Raw genomic sequence first — 17,062 nt, forward strand, 5'->3', positions numbered from 1 at the left:
CTCAGGGCCTCCGTGCCACGCCGTCGGTGCGCTCGATCCGCACCACGTCACCTTTGTCGGCGCCCAGGCGCAACTCGGCCGCACCGAACAGACGGTCGACGATGTAGTAGGGCGAGCGGAAGCGGTAGTTGACCAGTTGTCCGCCTCCTTCCGAGCCAATCACGAACAGCGGAGGCAACTCGCCCTGGGCGATGCCAGCGGGAAACTGGATATACACCTTGCGGCCGTCGTCGAAGGCGCGCAGCGGCTTCCAGGGTGGATTGCTTCCGCTGATCGCATAGCGAAAACGCAGCTGCTCCAGCGCCAGGCCGGCGTCCACCGGCGCCGCGGCCTGGGCGGCACTAGCGTGGCGTTGCAGGGCGAGCATGCGATCCTTCGGATAGTCCCAGGACACCGAAGCCATCCAAGCGTGTTCGGTTGAACTCAGCTCGACCAGGTAGGTGCGGCGCGTGGTGGTGATCACCAGGTTGGTCTTCAGATCGACCCGTGTCGGTTTGATCAGCACGCTGGTGCGCAACTCATCGCCGCTGCCGCTGGTGGTATCGCCGACGATCCAGCGCACGGTGTCTCCGGCGGCCACGGTGACCAGCTCCTCGCCAGGCTGCAGGTTGATCGCCGTGACCCGCCCCGGGCTGGCGTACACCTGATACAGCGCACCATCGGAGTAGGGCCACACCTGGATGGCGTTGATATAGCCCTCGCGGCTCGGCGCTACCCGAGCATCGCGATTGGCGCGCGAGACCCGCACGCGCTCATCGGCCGGTTCCTTGGCCGGCTTGCTGGGTTGAGTTTCCGGCAGTGGCTTGAGCTGGGCAGGCAGAGCCAGGGGCTTGGGCATTTCCACCACTTCGATGGGCCTGGGTGGCTCCGCTAGGCGATGCGCCTCGACCGGTTCGTCCAAGGCGATCACTGGCGGCTGCTGGCTGGCACAGCCGGCCAGCACGCTCAGCAGCAGAGGGCAGATAGAAAGGTTCAGGGAGGTTTTCATGGTTTCTTGGCTCCTTCCGCAGTGTCCAGTTCACGGCTCCAGGACAGGCCGTTGACGTAGATGCCGAGCGGGTTGCGGCGCAGTTTTTCCTCAGTGCGCGGAGGCTGCAGTACCAGAGAGATCACCGCTGTCCAGCGCTCCAGGCCGGCGGCTGAACCATTCACGAAACGGCGTTCGATCCAGCGCACCTGGAAGGAGCTGTCGCTGGCACGCACCACGCTGGTGACTTCGACTGATACCGACTCCTTGCCGACTCGGGTGAAGGGATCGTTGGCGCGGGCATAATCGTTGAGGGTGGCCGCGCCGCGGTCGGTGGTGGAGTGATAGGCCTCCAGCCAGTTCTGCCGGACGACCACCGGATCGATCGATAGCGAGCGCACCTGCTCGATAAAGCGCGCCAGGTGGTGCGCGATCTGCGCATCCTGGGGCTGGTAGGGGCTGGCGGCTTCGCCGACGGCGCGCACCTGGCCGAGGTTGTCGACCTCCACCACATAGGGCGTCACCGTCGACTGCGCCGAACGCCAGACCAGACCGCCGGCCATCAGCAGCGCCAGGCCCAGGCAACCGAAGGCCATCAGCCGCCAGTTGCGTGCCTGCGCCAGGCTGCTACCCATGCGCAGGTCCCAGGCCTGTGCCGCTGCCTGGTAGGGGGTGACCGGTTGAGGGGTGTCGCTGTAGCGCACCCGTGGACGTCTGAATCGCATCCTCGTCCTCCTTTACGAATTCGATGGGTCGCGGATCTGCGGTCCGGGTGATGAGCCACCGCCATCGCCACCACGAAGGGTGTGAGCGACTGTGCTGGTAGCCTGTGAGAGTTGTTGCCTGCGCTGCAGGCGCCTGGCCCAGTCGGGCTGTTTGGCTGGAGCAGTTGCTGGGTCGGACGCGGCGGGGGCGCCACCTGCTGCAGCGCCGGAAGAGGCGCCTGCCAGAGAGCCAGCGCCGCCCATCGCCACGCGCGCCGCACCAGGTGCCATGCGTGCACCGGCCAATACCGCACCGCCGACACCTGTTGCCAGCGCAGCAGCACCTGCTGCCATGCCCGCCGCGCCGAGCGCGGTACCGGCAGCTGCACCAGCACCCAGTTGCGGTGCGCCGGAGACCAACCCGCTGGCAATGCCCGGCCCGAAGATGCCCAGGCCGAGCAGGGCCAGCGAGGCGAGCATGACCACCAGCGCATGGTCGATGGAGGGCTCGTCCGGTACAGCCTGGAACTCGGCGAACAGCCCGCTGCCAATGCCGACGATCACCGCCAGCACCAGTACCTTGATGCCGGACGCCACCACGTTGCCCAGCACCTTCTCGGCGAGAAAGGCGGTCTTGTTCCACAGCGCAAAGGGCACCAGCACGAAGCCGGCAAGGGTGGTCAGCTTGAACTCGATCAAGGTCACGAACAGCTGAATGGCCAGAAAGAAGAAGCTGACGATCACCACCAACCAGGCGAGAAACAGCACAAAAATGCTATGCAGATTGCTGAAGACTTCGGGAAAACCGCTGAGACTGCTGATCTGCTCAAGCAGCGGCCCTCCAGTCTCAACCCCAATTGCGGCCAATCGTCCCGGCTGCAGAAACTCCGCATGACTCAACGCAGAACCTGAGGCCAGCAGACCCAACCCGGCGAATGAGTTGAAGACGATCTTCGCGAGCATGTTGAAGTTGCCGATGATGAAGGCGAAGGCGCCGACATAGAGGGTCTTGCGGATCAGCTTGGCGCTGACGTCCTCTCCACCCATGGCCCAGAACAGCCCGGCCAGGGTCATGTCGATCACCACCAGCGTCATGGTGAGAAAGGCCACCTCGCCGCCGAGCAGCCCGAAGCCGGTGTCGATATACAGCCCGAAAACTTCGAGGAAACGGTCGATCACGCTGACGTCGTTCATGGCACGTCCTCGTCGAAATTTGCTGGTATGGCGGGTAGGTCGGCAGGACGAAGAAACTCGCCGGGATGGGCGCCGCCCGAGTAGAAGCGTTCAGGCGCATCCTCTTGCCGAGCCATGACGCCGTTGTCAGCCTGTCCGCAGGCGGCCAGCACCAGCAGTGGTAGCAGTGTCAGGAGTCTCATGACGCCGCCTCCCTAGCGATAGAACTGCACGGGGTAGGGGGTGTAGGGCGTGCCGTTGCCCATAAATCGGCGCCGCCGTTCGCGTGCTTCCTCGGCCGCAGCAGACTGACGGGCAAGCTCCAGGGCGACGGCGCGGTTCTGGGTGATCTGCAGTTGCTGCGCCTGGATCGACTGCTTGGCCTGCAGGGCCAGCAACTGGTTGGTGGCCTGGGCAGCCTGCAAGGCGCCACCCGCGGACTGGCTCTGCTGCACCAGAGCGGCCAAGGCGCTTTCATCCTCGGCCAGGTTCTGCGTCACCTGTGCCTGCACGCGCAGCGCCGTATGCAGCCCGTCGAGGCCCTGCTGCCAGCGCTCCCGCGCCTCTTCTGCCAGGCGCTGGCTGCTGACGTCGCCGGTGTACTCGTTCGGGTAGAGTCGGCTGAACTCCTGATCCAGGCGCTGCACTTCATAGGCCAGCCCTCGCGCCTCGGCGAGCAGCCGCTCGGTATTGGCCAGGCTCGTGCGCAACTGGCTGACCACGTTGTAGTCCAGGCGCTGCAGATGACGGGCCTGGTTCAGCAGCATCTGGGTTTCGTTCTGCAACTGGCGAACCTGGTTGTTCGCCATCTCCAGGGTGCGTACTGCGGTCAAGGTGTTCTGCACCAGGTTGGTCGGATCGATTACGGTGAAGGCGTTAACTGGCTTGACGGCCAACAGACCCAGTAACAGCAGCGCTGCGCAGGGGAAACGGTGGACAGGGGATCTCATGGCAGACACTCCTTGCGTGACGAGGGATAAGCGGTGAGTAGATCGGCAGCCCAGTCCAGCCCACGGTGACGCAACCAGACAGGGGCGAAATCGGCGGCGCCGGACGCCTGCAGGATGCGGTCGATCTCACGCTGCTCGGCCGGGCTGGCCGAGGCGGCGAAGGCCAGCGCCACCGGCCCCAGATCGAGGTCGAACAGGCGGTTGCCCAAGCGCGACTGGTAGTAGTAATCACGCTTGGGCGTGGCCTGGGCGATGATCTCGATCTGCCGGTCATTGAGGCCGAAGCTTTGGTAGATGCCTCGGATCTGCGGCTCGCCCGCCTGCGGGTTGGGCAGGAAGATGCGGCTGGCGCAGCTCTCGATGATTGCCGCAGCGATGCTGGAGTCCTTGATGTCGGCCAGCGACTGGGTGGCGAAGATGACGCTGACGTTCTTCTTGCGCAGGGTTTTGAGCCACTGGCGGATGCGCGCAGCGAACAGCGGATCGTCGAGAAATAGCCAGGCCTCGTCGAGGATCAGCAGGGTCGGCGCGCCGTCGAAGCGCTCCTCGAAACGGGCGAACAGGTAGCTCAGCACGGCGGCTACCGCCGCCTTGCTGTGCATCAGTTCCTCCATCTCGAAGCACTGTACGTCGGCGCCGCCCAGGCGATCCTGATCGGCATCCAGCAATGCGCCATGAGCGCCGCCTAGCACATAGGGTTGCAGCGCCTGGCGCAGAGCGTTGTCCTGCAGCAGCACCGAAAAACCGGTCAATGTGCGCTGCGCTTCGGGCGCGCCGGCCAGACTGTCCAGCGCCGTCCACAGCGCAGCCTTCTGCTCGGGGCCGATAGCCACGCCCTCCTGCAGCAGGCGAGCCTCCAGCCACTCGGCGGCCCAGGCTCGGTATCCCGGCTGATCGATGCGCGCCAGAGGCTGGAAGGCCAGCTCGCCATCGCCGCCGAGGTCGTAGTGCTCGCCACCCAGGCCCAACACCGTTGCGCGCAGCGAGCGCCCCATATCGAACAGAAACAGGCGCGAGCCCGGGTAGCGTCGAAATTGCAATGCCAGGGTCGCCAGTAGCACCGACTTGCCCATGCCGGTAGGGCCAGCCACCAGGGTGTGGCCGACATCGCCAACGTGGGTGACCAGGCGAAACGGTGTCGCGCCATCGGTGCGGGTAATCACCAGCGGCGGGCCATCCAGATGTTCGTTGCGTGCCGGGCCAGCCCAGACTGCCGAGATCGGTATCAGGTGCGCCAGATTGAGCGTGGAGATCAGCGGCTGGCGGACATTGGCGTAGGCGTTGCCGGGGATCGACGACAACCAGGCCTCCACCGCGTTGAGGCTCTCTGCGATGGTGACAAAACCGCGGCCCTGGATCACCCGCTCGACACGGCGCAGCTTCTCGTCGGCGATCTGGGCGTCTGAATCGCTCACCGTCACGGTGGCGGTCACATAGCCAAACGCGACCTGGTCGGCGCCGAGTTCCTGCAACGCCGCGTCGGCGTCGCTGGCCTTGTTCGCGGCGTCGCTGTCGAGCAGCGGGCTTTCCTGCTGGAAGATCGCTTCGCGCAGCAGCGCCAGGACGCCCTTGCGCTTGGCAAACCACTGCCGGCGTAGACGCACCAGTTCCTTCTCGGCCTCGTCCTTGTCCAGGCAGATGAAGCGGGTCGACCAGCGATAGGCGAAGCCCAAGCGGTTGAGATCGTCCAGCACGCCCGGCCAGGTCGCGGTGGGGAACCCACGTACCGACAGCACGCGCAGATGCTGCTCGCCGAGACGCGGCGCCAGGCCCGTGGTCAGGTGGCTGTCGGCCAGCAGGGCATCGAGGTGGAAGGGCTCCTCGGGTACAGCCACTCTCTGGCGGTGGACAGATATCGTGCCATGCAGGTAAGTCAGCGTCTGGCTGTCATCGAGCCAGGCGAGCTCCGGCATCACCCCGTCCAGCAGGTCGAAGAAACGATCCGTCTCGGCGACAAAGGCAGCCAGCCGTTCGCGCCAGTCGACGCCGCGCTGAGCGCGGTGCTCGTAGAGCAGGCCGGCGGCGCGCGAGCGCGACTCCTCGGGCGGCAGGTAGAGTAGCGTCAGGTGATAACTGCTCTCGAAGTGGCTTCCGAGCGCCTCGAAGGCGGCGCGACGCTCCTCGTCTACCAGCCAGGACAAGGGTTCGGGAAAGTCGCTGTCAGGGTAGTTGGCTGCCGCCAGGCGCTCGGCTTCGACAAACAGCGCCCAGCCCGAGCCAAGGCGACGCAGGGCATTGTTCAGGCGCGCCGAGGCTGCCACCAGTTCGCCCTGGGTGGCGCTGTCCAGATCCGGCCCACGAAAGCGCAAGCTGCGTTGGAACGAACCGTCCTTGTTTAACACCACGCCGGGCGCGACCAGCCCGGCCCAGGGCAGCCAGTCGGCGAGTTGGGCGGGGCGAAGTTGGTATTCGGTGAGATTCAGCATGGCGGCCTCCTCACACATCCAGCAGCGACGGCTGCTTGATATGCCGGGCAAACACCTGCAGGAACTGCGGGTCCAGGCGGGCCCCCCAGACCGCCAGCGAGTGGCCGACCAGCCAGAGTGCCAAGCCAGGCAGCCACAGCTGCAGGCCCAGGCCGACCACGGCCGCCAGAGTGCCGTTGAGGATCGCCACGTTGCGCGGCGCGCCGCCGAGCAGGATCGGCTCGGCCAGCGATCGGTGCAGTGGCACCTCGAAACCGGGGATGAGTTCGCGCTCGCCGTTCATGCGATCACCGCCCCGCCGGCAAAGCTGAAGAAGCTGAGGAAGAACGACGACGCGGCGAAGGCGATCGACAGGCCGAAGACGATCTGGATCAGCTTGCGAAAGCCGCCGCTGGTGTCGCCGAAGGCCAGCGTCAGGCCGGTGGTAATGATGATGATCACTGCGATGATGCGCGCCACCGGACCCTGTACCGAGTCAAGGATCGATTGCAGCGGTCCTTCCCAGGGCATGCCGGAGCCGGCTGCGAGCACAGGCAGGGAGGAGCCCAGGCAGAGGGCACCGAGCATCAAGGCGCCAATGAGGCGACGACGATTAGCAACGCGGGGATGGCAGGCAGTCATGACTGTTTTCCTGAGTAAGCGAAGGAATGAATGCGGGGGCGATGGACGTGAGTTGATAGCCGCGCTCGTCATAGCCGGTGACGCGGGCGATCTGCTGGACATAGCGCGTGTGGCCACGCCCGGATAGAAACATCACCAGGTTGACCGCCTCGGCGATCAACGCCCTCGGCGCGGTCAGGGCGACTTCCAGAATCAGTTGCTCCAGGCGCAGCAGTGCGCCCAGTGCAGAGCCGGCATGAATAGTGGCGATACCGCCGGGATGGCCGGTGCCCCAGGCCTTGACCAGATCCAGCGCCTCGCCGCCGCGCACTTCGCCGACCACCACGCGATCGGGGCGCAAACGCAGCGTGCTGCGCACCAGATCAGCCATGGAGACCACGCCGGGCTTGGTGCGTAGGGCAACGTGATCGAGGGCCGGGCACTGCAACTCGACCGTGTCCTCAAGCACCAGCACACGGTCACCACTGCCGGCCACCTCGGCCAGCAATGCGTTAGCCAGAGTGGTCTTGCCGCTGCTGGTGCCGCCGGCCACGAGGATGTTCTGTCGCTCGCGTACGGCCGCGCGCAGGTGCTCTGCCTGGGTAGCGCTGAGAATGCCGTCGGCCACGTACTGCTGCAGCGGAATGACGCCGGCTGCGCGTTTGCGCAGGGCGAAGGTGGGGCTTGCCACCACTGGCGGCAGTACACCTTCGAAGCGCTCGCCAGTTCCTGGCAACTCGGCGCTCAGCAGAGGCTTGTTGCGGTGTACCTCCTGACCGACATGCGCTGCCACCAGGCGGATGATCCGTTCACCGTCGGCAGCTGCCAGCGTGCCCAGATGGGCGCGGCCGGCGGACAGGCGATCCATCCAAAGCACGCCGTCGGGGTTGAGCATCACCTCGACCACGTCCGGGTCGTCAAGGGCATCAGCGATCTGCGGGCCCATCGCCGTGCGCAGCATGCGCGTGCGCCGCTCCAGGGACGTTGCCGCAACGCTCAGCACTGGGGAGGAAGCAACAGTCATGGACGCTCTCCCGAAACCAGAGCCTCTGCCTGAACCTCTTCCTGCACGTCCCTGACCAGGCTGCGCCCGCGCTGCAGGTGACGCCCCAGTTGCTCGACGAACTGGCTGAAGCGCAGCTTGCCCTGCGCGCGCGCCGCGTCCTGATGCGCCTCGGGCACCGGTGTGCTGACCGTGAGGTAGTAACGCACGTAGAGCGCCACGGTCTCGATCAGGATGTTCTGGTCGCGCTCCAGCCGCTCGAACTGGCGCGACAGCCGGTCCAGGCGCTTGGCCAGGGCCACCTCGCGCTGCTCGCCGGATTCGGGTGACAGCCAGGAAGCCAGTGCCGCGGCGATGATCGAGGACTTCGACACGCTCTTGGCGATCGCCAGTTCGTTCAGGCGCTTGGCATGTTCGGGTTGGATAAACAGGTTGAGGCGGGCTCGGCTCATAGGGCTATTCCATCGTCAGGGTCGAGGGCGGCCAGCCGCGCCGCGCGCTGCAGGCGTGGATCCGGCTGGGTGGGGAAGGGCGTGGGAATGTCGTCCTCGTCGAGCAGCAGCAGGTCGCTGGCCAGCCCGTCGTGATCCGGCAACTGGGCGACTTCCGCCAGCTCGGGCTGAATGTTCGGGCCGCCGTCGTCGACGGTCTCGTCATCGGTCAGGCCAGCCGGCGAAGCGCCGATGGCGGCAGGTACGACCAGGCCGCTCCAGTCATCCGCGCGTGGTGTCGGCGCGTCGGCATAGCGGCCCGGCTGCAAGCGCGGCGCGGGCAGCACCCGGCTCTGGAAGTTGGTGTCGGTGAAGTAGCGCAGCTTCTTTGCGCGGATTGGCGCCAGGCCTGAGAGCATCACCACGGCCTCGTCGCTGGGCAGCTGCATCACCTCGCCCGGAGTCAGCAGTGGGCGGGCGGTTTCCTGGCTTGACACCATCAAATGGCCCAGCCAGGGTGCCAGGCGGTGGCCGGCGTAGTTGCGCTGCGCGCGCAACTCGGTGGCGGTACCCAGGGTCTCCGAGATGCGCTTGGCGGTGCGTTCGTCGTTGGTGGCGAAGGTCACCCGCACATGGCAGTTGTCGAGGATCGAGTGGTTCTGGCCGTAGGCCTTGTCTATCTGGTTCAGCGACTGGGAGATCAGGAAGGCGCGCAGCCCATAGCCGGCCATGAAGGCCAGGGCCGTCTCGAAGAAATCCAGTCGCCCCAACGCAGGAAACTCATCGAGCATCAGCAGCAGCTTGTGCCGGCGTTCGATGCCGTCGGAGCCGTCGAGCGATTCGGTCAGGCGCCGGCCGACTTGGTTGAGGATGAGGCGGATCAGCGGCTTGGTGCGGCTGATATCAGAGGGCGGTACCACCAGGTACAACGACACCGGATGCTCAGCCGAGATCAGGTCGGCAATGCGCCAGTCGCAGCGCGAGGTGACCTCGGCCACCGTCGGGTCCCGGTACAGGCCGAGGAAGGACATGGCCGTGGAGAGCACGCCCGAGCGCTCGTTGTCGCTCTTGTTCAGCACCTCCCGAGCGGCCGAGGCCACCACCGGATGGGGTGCATCGCCCAGGTGCGGCGTGGTCATCATCCGGTGCAAGGTCAGCTCGAAGGTGCAGGCCGGATCGGAGAGGAAGTTGGCAACGCCGCGCAGGGTCTTGTCCTGGCCGGCGTAGAGCACGTGCAGGATGGCGCCGACCAGCAGCGCATGGCTGGTCTTCTCCCAGTGGTTGCGCCGCTCCAGCGCGCCTTCAGGATCGACCAGGATGTCTGCGATGTTCTGCACGTCGCGCACCTCGTGGGCGCCACGGCGGACTTCCAGAAGCGGGTTGTAGGCGGCCGAGGCCAGATCGGTGGGGTTGAACAGCAGGCAGTGGGAGAAGCGCGAACGCCATCCCGCGGTCAGGCTCCAGTTCTCGCCCTTGATGTCGTGGATCACCGCCGAGGTCGGCCAGGAGAGCAGGGTGGGTACCACCAGGCCGACGCCCTTGCCCGAGCGCGTCGGCGCGAAGGTCAACACATGCTCGGGGCCTTCGTGGCGCAGGTACTGGTCGTCGAACTGGCCGAGGAACACACCCGCCGGCTGGGTCAGGCCGGCCTGGCGCACTTCATTCGCATCGGCCCAGCGCGCCGAGCCGTAGGTGGTGACCCGGCGCGCCTGGCGTGCCCGCCAGATCGCCATGCCGATGGCCACCACCAACGCCAGCAGGCTGCTGCATGCAGCGATGCTACCGCCGACGTTGAAGACTTCCGGCGCATAAGCATCGAAGACGAACCACCACTCGAACAAGCGCCAGGGGTGATAGACCGGTATGCCCAGCAACTCGAACCAGGGTGCTCCCAGGCGGGTCTGGTAGCCGAGCGCAGCAGCCGTCCACTGCGTGGCACTCCAAACCCCGGAAAGGGTAAGGGCCAAAACCACCAGCACCTGGCCGTAAAGCACCGTTGTCGCATGCATCCCTGAACCCAACCTCCCAGAAAAAACGCACGGCACGCCGATGTGCCGCGGGCGAGAGGTTCGGTACTGAAGGAGTAGGGGTCAAAGACCGTTTCGGCGGGTACTAAGACAGATAGGACAACACAGCAGACAGTGGTGGGTGGCGGACAAGATCAACGGGGTATGGTGTAGATGACCGGTTGGCGGCCTTTAGGCTGTAATCGGCCGATTCTGTTCGGAAAGGAGGAGCACGTGGCGTTCCGGTGAACCCTACAGCAACCAAAGAGATTACGAGCTCCCAGCAGAAAGAGATCCTCGAACTCACGGCAACAGCCAACATGGCATTGAAACGCATGGGCCTCGAAGGTCGCTTGGTGAGCCATGGAATGCGCTCAATGGCCAGCACATTCTCAATGAACACAACAACTGAGATGCCGAATTGATCGAAGTAGCACTTGCCCACGTCAACAAGGATTTGGTGCGCAGCGCTTAGGACCGCGCGGATTACATCGAGAGAAAAGGCCGATGTTGGCTTGGTGGAGTGAGCACATTCAGCAATGTGGCTTGGCTTGCCGGTAACTTATCGCTGTGAGCTATTCAAGAAGCTGGAGGCTAGAGAGTAGCATCAGCATTCTGAAGGCCAACATTAAGAATCCTAAGGCTTGACTTTCCTATCGTATGCCCTCTCTGGAGACTGGGCCCACTTATAAAGTACTGGAGAAACAGTTCAAGGCTGCTTTTTCCCCACGAAATCCGTAATGAGACGGCTTTCTCGTGCATAGAACCTAATCTTCTCGGAAAATCCTTGTATGCAAAAAGGGCAAGTTATCCATTTTATTAAACTGTTGATGTCCTTGCCAGCGCTCAGTTTTGCGGTGTTTCGATACAAATAAGAGTTGACTCCGCGCCACTCGAGGTATGCAGCCTCCGAATCATCGCTGCAGCCGGACTTTCTGAACCTGTAGGCTTTGAAACCATAAAGTAAAATGTTTAGCTCTTGATCGGAGAGTGTTTCAACGGCTCGCGAAAAGTCAAAGAGCCCTTCCTTGGCAAAACGCCGAATCGTTGCCTTGGGTATTACCTTGTGCACGGGATAGGCCATAAACCCCTCATCGAGTACGGAGTGCGACCTGCTGACCCATTCCCGCAGCGGATAGCTTTGGATATGTCCGTAACCGTTACAGTAATGACAGGCATTTTTGTATAGGTTAAAAGCAAACGTGTGAGGAAAAACCCGATCTACCACCCGCTCCCGCAAACTCACCAAGCGGACTGCATGATAGGTGAATGCTCTGTTTGGTCCAGGGGCGATAACTACCCCAGCTCCATTCAGATACGCAGACTGCAACGAGTCCGCCTTCACTATGAAAGACCAGGGATCGGTATCGCAGACAATGGCGCGCTTATCGATTCTCTTCCGGATTTCTTGCTGTAGAGATGCCGGAACACGTGGAAAACGCTCCAGCAGTGCGATAAAAGGATTGAAGAAAAACTGACACTCTGACTTCAGTGCACCCTCCAATGCATCCCGACTTCTGTAAAAAAATACGTTTTCGTCTGGGAGCAGAAGACTGAAAGAATTGCGAAATTTGGCTTCAAGAGCAAAGTTGTCCTGCCTAAGTAGAAACGAGGGAATCAACCCGTAACGTTTTTTGTTTAACTCCCTCGGTAGCTCTTCATCCTCGATCCGTAGATCATCTTCATTACAGGGTATCCGCAGATGAACTGAGACGTCTGATTCGCTCAACACCTGAGCATGATTGAGACTTGGGAATATTTTTTCCCTTACGCCCCCCTGAACCACAGATGTGTCATCTTTTATGCCCTTACCTTCACCCAAATCGATTATATAATGGCACCTGTAAATAAAATTGGGGTTGTGTTCAATTATCAATACTGCCGCATCGGATAGGGAATCCCTCAGTGTGTCGAACAGGTTCTTCACAGCCTGCGGATCAAGGCCGCGACAAGGCTCATCTAGGATCACAAAATAGCCGCTGGCGTTGCGTTCTTTCCGATGTGCCATTAGAAATCTAGCGACTTTGAGGCGCTGTAGTTCACCACCACTTAAACTGTCCGTCTCTCGTCCCAAACTAAGATGAGAAAGAGAAAGTTTTTTTAGGATATCTACAGCCTCAGCGAGAAAGGCTAGTCCTCCCTCCAAAGGAATCTGGTCAAGGTCAGTCGCCAGTAGTTCCGTAAGGGTGCGGCCATCTACACTAAAAAGCGCCACCTCGGATCGGAAACGACTCCCGAAGCACACACTGCAGACCTGCCCCTCAATATTACCAGCACCTTGGCAGTGATCGCATGCTCCCGTCGAATTGAAGCTGAAATCACTTTCGACCAATCCTCCTTCGTAGCCGCGGGCATAAAATTTTCGTATTTTATCGAACACGTTAAGGTAAGTAGCTACGATGGAGTTGGAGGCACCGCGGGGTGGCGTGCTGTCCAACAAGATGACCTTTTCACCTTTTTGTATAAGCGCGGGGTAGATTAGTTCGCGGCATAAAGTAGATTTGCCTGCTCCACTAGATCCGATAACAGCGGTAAATGCACTATGTGGAATACGCACCTGACCCAATTGCAGGGTTCGCAAGCTTGGGAGTTGGAGTGTGGTATATGTGAATTCAGTTTCTGGACCATCAGTTGTGCGTGGATCGTCTAAAGCAGTAGCTAATTGAGAGTCATCGCCTACTTCGCAATAATAACCGCCAAGCTCTCCAGAACCAGGGCCAATCTTTATAACCCGGTCGGCGATAACCCGATACATCGGATTATGGTCCACGATGATGATCGAATTATTACGTGCTCTCAACTGAAGGATCAGGCTGAGTATTTTGAGATTGTCACGATACTGCAGGTTCGAAGAGGGCTCATCGAAAATCATGAGCCGTCCTGAATATCGATTGATGAGCGCTGGCAGTAGCTTCATCCTTTGTAGTTCGCCTGAACTCATGCTCAGTAAAGGTCGGTTCAGATCGATGTGATCAATGGACAATGCCGAGAGATAGTCCAGTATAATCCGTATCTTGCCCGTGACCTCATCGTACTCTGTAACCGAAGCTGGTAACTCGGCAAGCAATTTGGATGGAGTCAGGCCGAAAAAATAGTCTATGGACTTTCCATTGATCGTTACTGCTCGAGCCTGCCAGGCTAGACCACTTCCCTCGCAGGCATTGCATGTCTCGACAGAGATAAACTGCTGGGCAACTCTATCGCTGCTGTTTCGGGCTAGCTTATCTTTTAATATATTTAGTATTGCAGACTTGCTCTCAGCACTGAGGGCGCAGTAGGGTTTATTAACATCAATCCCCTCCTTCTGTAGCAAAGCAACTAAGCCAGACGGTAGGAACTTGAAGCCCTTGTAACGCCCCGATGACGAAAGCGGTACAGTCAGAAACCCGTTTTTTAACGGGACTTTTTGGTCAATCGCTCGTTCAGCATCGTAGTGAGCAGCCGTTCCCGCGCCACCACAAGTACGACAGCATCCCGAGTGTGACGACATCGTGGAACGTGAAAACAACAGCTTGGAGGGTAGTCTGAATACCGTTCCATCTTCTAGCGCCACGCCGTGCTCGTGAAAATCTATCTCAAGGGCGTCATCGATCAACACAGGAATCGCCCGGCTTTTTTTCAATAGGGCCTGAGGGGCGTCACTGTCAAGATCGATGAAAACCTCACAATTCGAAACCTGTGAGGTCAACAGTTTCTCCAGTGCAAGCGGCCTAAGCGCACGCTTGCCTTCAGTTCGTAGGTAGACCTGATGGATCCCAATACTACGCAGCAGGTTCAGTTGGCTACGTCCGACACTTTCATAGCGAGCAATGCAGCCCAGTATACGGGCCTGAGGGTGATAGAGTTGGCGGAACTGCATGATAGTCGCAAGGTCCGGTTTAGAAATCCTCCCGCCGCGGTAATGAATTTCACCTCGGCGAACGAATAGCCTGACCAGCAAATCATTGAGTCCCGTTCGTATACCGAACGTTGATGATACCAAGGGCGTGATGGCGCGCTGGGAAATCATTACTGGCTCGGGCAAGCGCGTAGCAGCTTGAAAGTTGGGGCGCACGCAGTAATCTATGAGTTCGTCGCTCTTACGGCGTAATTTGCTCTGTCGAAGAGCTTCGGCGGCTATGACTTGATTGACTAAGGTGGATTTTCCAGACCCGCTAACACCGATGATCACAATCACTTCCGCGCCCCTAGCACAGAAGTCTATGTTCTTCAGGTTGTTCTCGGTAATTCCGGTGATTTCAAAGGCGTTCTTGTTCGCGCTCATACAAATCGAATACTTGTCTGATGATCTTCTTATAGGATTGACACATGGGGCTCTTTCCCTCTACACGATAGAGTGGGCAGCCACCCGCACAAATCAGCCGGTACTCGCATTGCTGGCAGTCATCACTCAAGCCAAAGTGTTTTCCTCTGCCTTTCTGAATAATTTCAAGAATACTGTCGTTATCATCTAGGTGCCCCAGTGGCTTGCCCTTCCCGAACTCGGTATGACAAAAATAGACCGAACCATCTAGGTAAATGGCTGCCGCGTTCTTACCCATTGAACAAGGGGTTGAGTTGGGGTAATGGGTGCGTAAATCGGAAACAACAACGCGTCGGCTAACCGGAAAGCCAGCGTCAATACCAGTGCGCAGCACATCAGAGACCATGTCCATGGTAGAAAGGAACTCAGCGGGATCGATATACCCGCCTTTGGCATCTGCCAAGCGGAAGGTAATGTCGTTCTGCACGAGGTAGTCCACCAAGTCAGGGATACCCTTATGATTTTCTGATGTTACAGTGACCATCACACTTGGCGTTATACCAGCGCCCTGCAATCGCTTTATATTCTTATCCACAATCTCGAACGTGCCCTTTTGGGTGCCCGTGTAGATTCTGTTCCTGTCATGATAAGCCGAGAGACCGTCCAGAGAAACTGAGACTGCGATATCATGCTCACCGATGAACTCGATCATCGCATTTGTTAGAGTTGTGAGGTTGGTAATTAAGCGCAACTGCAACTCGATTCCCTTGTCTGCTAGAAGTTCCTTGAGTTGGATAACGCCCGATTTCCATTTGTTGAACGCCATCAAGGGTTCACCTCCGGCAAGTTTGACGTTAACCGTACGCAACCCGTTTATCGAAAGCAATTTGCGAGCAAGCATGTCAAACAAATCAAAGCGGAAAAGCTGCTTGCTGTTCAATGAGGGGATATAACAATAGCTACAGGCTAGATTGCAGGAATCCGTGACCTGTAACCAGAAACTCAGACTATCTGCATAAGGGAGGCTTTTAGAGTGGTCGGAGGGATCTAAAGGGATAATTACTTGTTCGCCAGCCAACCTCGCGAAAGTAGATGTATCTTCATCGGACTCATAAATTGCCCCCGTTTCATTTGCTCTTTTTATCAGTGCTAAAGAACGGTCATCTAGGATAACAATATTGTCTCGATGCTCTTTTCTAACAAAGAACACGCTCCCATAGCCTTTGATATCCTGTTTCTCAATGCTATATCGAGTGTTAAAGCCATACTTCATAGATTGAACCTTATGGTGGCCATTTCTCGCGCGCGCCATTTACCGGTCTCACCTGCGAACTCGATACTGCACTCTCCGCGACGGTGCAGAGTATTATGATTTGCAACAATCAACAGATCGCCGCTATCCAAGCAAATATCGAACATGACCTCCATCATAACCGTGTGAAGCATTGCCGCCGTCGACAAACCCAGCGCGGAAATACCCTGCGCTTGCTCTTTTGCCAGTAACCGCTCTTGGAAGCGAAAAATGACTTTTCCATCTAAGTCTGCCAGGATCGGCTGCTCGAAGCTGCCCCGCTCAGCAAGGTCATACAGCAGTCTGTACTCCTTCAGTTCTTGCTCACCCACTCCAAAGATCTGCTTCATCCTTTCTAGAAAGGGCCGCATATGTACCACTTGGTTGCGGCCATATATAGGATGTCGGGGGTCAGGATGCAGACACAGCAACGCAATATAGGCTGGAGGGTGCGGCTGAAACATAAAATCTGTGTGGAATCCACCGCAAAGCATCTGTTCAGAGAAATTGACACTTTCCGGAAGCACGCTGAACTGATGGCAAATCGCTCCCACCCTGTTTGAGTAATATAGCTGGCCTCCAGAAATCCGGTCCAAGTCACGCTCAAGCCGAGCCACATCAATCCCGTATTGACGTATTACTTGAAAGCCATGCTCTGCGAGCTCGCATTGGTCCAACCGCAACGATGCGTTCGATGTGGGTTTCTCGCGAGGCCAGCGCATCACACTATGGCTGCCTGGAACGCCGCTCTCTGACATGAATCAGGCGCTTCTCAAAGATTCAGGCAGTCCGGAAGACATGATCGTCAGATCATCAATGTGACAGGGACAAACTTGCGGACACTTTTGCGGAGCGCTACTGGCACCGTAAAGCGGCTCGCCAAATAGTTGTTCCCATAGATTCGTAGATACTTTCTGCACCTCCAGCCATTGCTGCCGGTTCTCATCACCAAGCATGCCAAAATAGGGATAATGATGCAGGTATTCACCAAATAACGCATTGCAATCAGCCATGTAGGCGCGCGTATCAAGAATGTGCATGTGCCAGATTTCGTCGATGTCCCCGTTAGGCACCATTTGCAATCCACCTAGCGCTTTGGTCACAGCCATGTAACGCTTGTAGTTCTGTACGGCCTTGTTCGCACGGGCACGAGTCCATTCTCCAGTTTTGATCTCTAAGATTTTTTCAATGGCCAGCTCAAATTCCCAAGTTTCCGTCAAAGTTAGGGCTTGTTCAAATACCGCGTTATCAAATTGATGAGGCACGAC

General features: G+C 59.3%; 15 protein-coding genes and 1 pseudogene. 1 reads left to right on the forward strand and 15 read right to left on the reverse strand.

The window, feature by feature from the left end; translation table 11 throughout:
- Window position 1 precedes the first annotated feature (1 nt).
- The 11 genes from trbG to OEG79_RS09005 are packed head-to-tail and all read right to left on the reverse strand — an operon-like array spanning window position 2 to window position 10,263.
- On the reverse strand, window positions 2–988 hold the full coding sequence (gene trbG, locus OEG79_RS08955) for a P-type conjugative transfer protein TrbG (RefSeq protein ID WP_264148397.1): 987 nt from the start codon (window positions 986–988) through the stop codon (window positions 2–4).
- Window positions 985–1,692, reverse strand: a complete 708-nt coding sequence (trbF, locus tag OEG79_RS08960) for a conjugal transfer protein TrbF (protein ID WP_125886655.1) — start codon at window positions 1,690–1,692, stop codon at window positions 985–987. Before trbF ends, trbG begins: the two co-directional genes overlap by 4 nt.
- A gap of 12 nt (window positions 1,693–1,704) precedes the next feature.
- Window positions 1,705–2,865 carry a P-type conjugative transfer protein TrbL gene (gene trbL / locus OEG79_RS08965; protein WP_048329030.1) on the reverse strand — a complete coding sequence of 387 codons (1,161 nt, stop codon included), beginning with the start codon at window positions 2,863–2,865 and terminating at the stop codon, window positions 1,705–1,707.
- A complete protein-coding gene (locus OEG79_RS08970; RefSeq protein ID WP_264148398.1) occupies window positions 2,862–3,047 on the reverse strand; it encodes a hypothetical protein in 186 nt (61 codons plus the stop codon). Before OEG79_RS08970 ends, trbL begins: the two co-directional genes overlap by 4 nt.
- Before the next feature lie 12 nt (window positions 3,048–3,059).
- Window positions 3,060–3,794 (reverse strand): P-type conjugative transfer protein TrbJ, encoded by a 735-nt coding sequence (trbJ, locus tag OEG79_RS08975; protein WP_264148399.1) that lies wholly within the window; start codon window positions 3,792–3,794, stop codon window positions 3,060–3,062.
- Complete coding sequence (gene trbE, locus OEG79_RS08980; RefSeq protein WP_264148400.1) at window positions 3,791–6,220, reverse strand: conjugal transfer protein TrbE; 2,430 nt, start codon at window positions 6,218–6,220, stop codon at window positions 3,791–3,793. The genes trbJ and trbE overlap by 4 nt, the downstream gene beginning before the upstream one ends.
- A gap of 10 nt (window positions 6,221–6,230) precedes the next feature.
- On the reverse strand, window positions 6,231–6,503 hold the full coding sequence (locus OEG79_RS08985; protein WP_003116617.1) for a VirB3 family type IV secretion system protein: 273 nt from the start codon (window positions 6,501–6,503) through the stop codon (window positions 6,231–6,233).
- The gene (locus OEG79_RS08990; RefSeq protein ID WP_197444638.1) at window positions 6,500–6,841 is read right to left on the reverse strand and encodes a TrbC/VirB2 family protein; all 342 of its coding nucleotides are present in this window, start codon (window positions 6,839–6,841) and stop codon (window positions 6,500–6,502) included. Before OEG79_RS08990 ends, OEG79_RS08985 begins: the two co-directional genes overlap by 4 nt.
- Window positions 6,813–7,781 carry a P-type conjugative transfer ATPase TrbB gene (gene trbB / locus OEG79_RS08995; protein WP_264148702.1) on the reverse strand — a complete coding sequence of 323 codons (969 nt, stop codon included), beginning with the start codon at window positions 7,779–7,781 and terminating at the stop codon, window positions 6,813–6,815. The genes OEG79_RS08990 and trbB overlap by 29 nt, the downstream gene beginning before the upstream one ends.
- Before the next feature lie 59 nt (window positions 7,782–7,840).
- Window positions 7,841–8,275 carry a CopG family transcriptional regulator gene (locus tag OEG79_RS09000; protein ID WP_264148401.1) on the reverse strand — a complete coding sequence of 145 codons (435 nt, stop codon included), beginning with the start codon at window positions 8,273–8,275 and terminating at the stop codon, window positions 7,841–7,843.
- Window positions 8,272–10,263, reverse strand: coding sequence for a conjugal transfer protein TraG (locus tag OEG79_RS09005; RefSeq protein ID WP_264148402.1), 1,992 nt, complete (start codon window positions 10,261–10,263; stop codon window positions 8,272–8,274). Before OEG79_RS09005 ends, OEG79_RS09000 begins: the two co-directional genes overlap by 4 nt.
- Window positions 10,264–10,507: 244 nt before the next feature.
- On the opposite strand from OEG79_RS09005, the pseudogene OEG79_RS09010 reads away from it, so the two are divergent.
- A pseudogene (locus OEG79_RS09010) lies at window positions 10,508–10,821 on the forward strand (integrase); the annotation flags it as partial.
- Between the two features lie 148 nt (window positions 10,822–10,969).
- On the opposite strand, the gene OEG79_RS09015 reads toward OEG79_RS09010, so the two are convergent.
- Genes OEG79_RS09015 through OEG79_RS09030 form a run of 4 tightly spaced genes read right to left on the reverse strand, consistent with a single transcriptional unit; the run spans window position 10,970 to window position 17,059 of the window.
- Window positions 10,970–14,524: an ATP-binding cassette domain-containing protein gene (locus OEG79_RS09015; RefSeq protein WP_264148403.1), complete on the reverse strand. Its 3,555-nt coding sequence runs from the start codon at window positions 14,522–14,524 to the stop codon at window positions 10,970–10,972.
- On the reverse strand, window positions 14,499–15,776 hold the full coding sequence (locus OEG79_RS09020) for a radical SAM/SPASM domain-containing protein (protein WP_264148404.1): 1,278 nt from the start codon (window positions 15,774–15,776) through the stop codon (window positions 14,499–14,501). The genes OEG79_RS09015 and OEG79_RS09020 overlap by 26 nt, the downstream gene beginning before the upstream one ends.
- Complete coding sequence (locus tag OEG79_RS09025) at window positions 15,773–16,516, reverse strand: TauD/TfdA family dioxygenase (protein WP_046154748.1); 744 nt, start codon at window positions 16,514–16,516, stop codon at window positions 15,773–15,775. The genes OEG79_RS09020 and OEG79_RS09025 overlap by 4 nt, the downstream gene beginning before the upstream one ends.
- 39 nt (window positions 16,517–16,555) lie before the next feature.
- Window positions 16,556–17,059: a glycine-rich domain-containing protein gene (locus OEG79_RS09030; RefSeq protein ID WP_256518976.1), complete on the reverse strand. Its 504-nt coding sequence runs from the start codon at window positions 17,057–17,059 to the stop codon at window positions 16,556–16,558.
- Window positions 17,060–17,062 lie beyond the last annotated feature (3 nt).

It is taken from the genome of Pseudomonas sp. Z8(2022) (genome assembly GCF_025837155.1).
Classification (GTDB): domain Bacteria; phylum Pseudomonadota; class Gammaproteobacteria; order Pseudomonadales; family Pseudomonadaceae; genus Aquipseudomonas.

Coding starts and splice junctions, on each gene's coding strand:
- trbB (WP_264148702.1), bottom strand. CDS start 7,781: ATGCTGCGCACGGCGATGGGCCCGCAGATCGCTGATGCCCTTGACGAC.
- trbF (WP_125886655.1), bottom strand. CDS start 1,692: ATGCGATTCAGACGTCCACGGGTGCGCTACAGCGACACCCCTCAACCG.
- trbE (WP_264148400.1), bottom strand. CDS start 6,220: ATGCTGAATCTCACCGAATACCAACTTCGCCCCGCCCAACTCGCCGAC.
- OEG79_RS09015 (WP_264148403.1), bottom strand. CDS start 14,524: ATGAGCGCGAACAAGAACGCCTTTGAAATCACCGGAATTACCGAGAAC.
- OEG79_RS08970 (WP_264148398.1), bottom strand. CDS start 3,047: ATGAGACTCCTGACACTGCTACCACTGCTGGTGCTGGCCGCCTGCGGA.
- OEG79_RS08985 (WP_003116617.1), bottom strand. CDS start 6,503: ATGAACGGCGAGCGCGAACTCATCCCCGGTTTCGAGGTGCCACTGCAC.
- trbL (WP_048329030.1), bottom strand. CDS start 2,865: ATGAACGACGTCAGCGTGATCGACCGTTTCCTCGAAGTTTTCGGGCTG.
- OEG79_RS09005 (WP_264148402.1), bottom strand. CDS start 10,263: ATGCATGCGACAACGGTGCTTTACGGCCAGGTGCTGGTGGTTTTGGCC.
- OEG79_RS08990 (WP_197444638.1), bottom strand. CDS start 6,841: ATGACTGCCTGCCATCCCCGCGTTGCTAATCGTCGTCGCCTCATTGGC.
- OEG79_RS09025 (WP_046154748.1), bottom strand. CDS start 16,516: ATGCGCTGGCCTCGCGAGAAACCCACATCGAACGCATCGTTGCGGTTG.
- trbJ (WP_264148399.1), bottom strand. CDS start 3,794: ATGAGATCCCCTGTCCACCGTTTCCCCTGCGCAGCGCTGCTGTTACTG.
- OEG79_RS09000 (WP_264148401.1), bottom strand. CDS start 8,275: ATGAGCCGAGCCCGCCTCAACCTGTTTATCCAACCCGAACATGCCAAG.
- trbG (WP_264148397.1), bottom strand. CDS start 988: ATGAAAACCTCCCTGAACCTTTCTATCTGCCCTCTGCTGCTGAGCGTG.
- OEG79_RS09020 (WP_264148404.1), bottom strand. CDS start 15,776: ATGAAGTATGGCTTTAACACTCGATATAGCATTGAGAAACAGGATATC.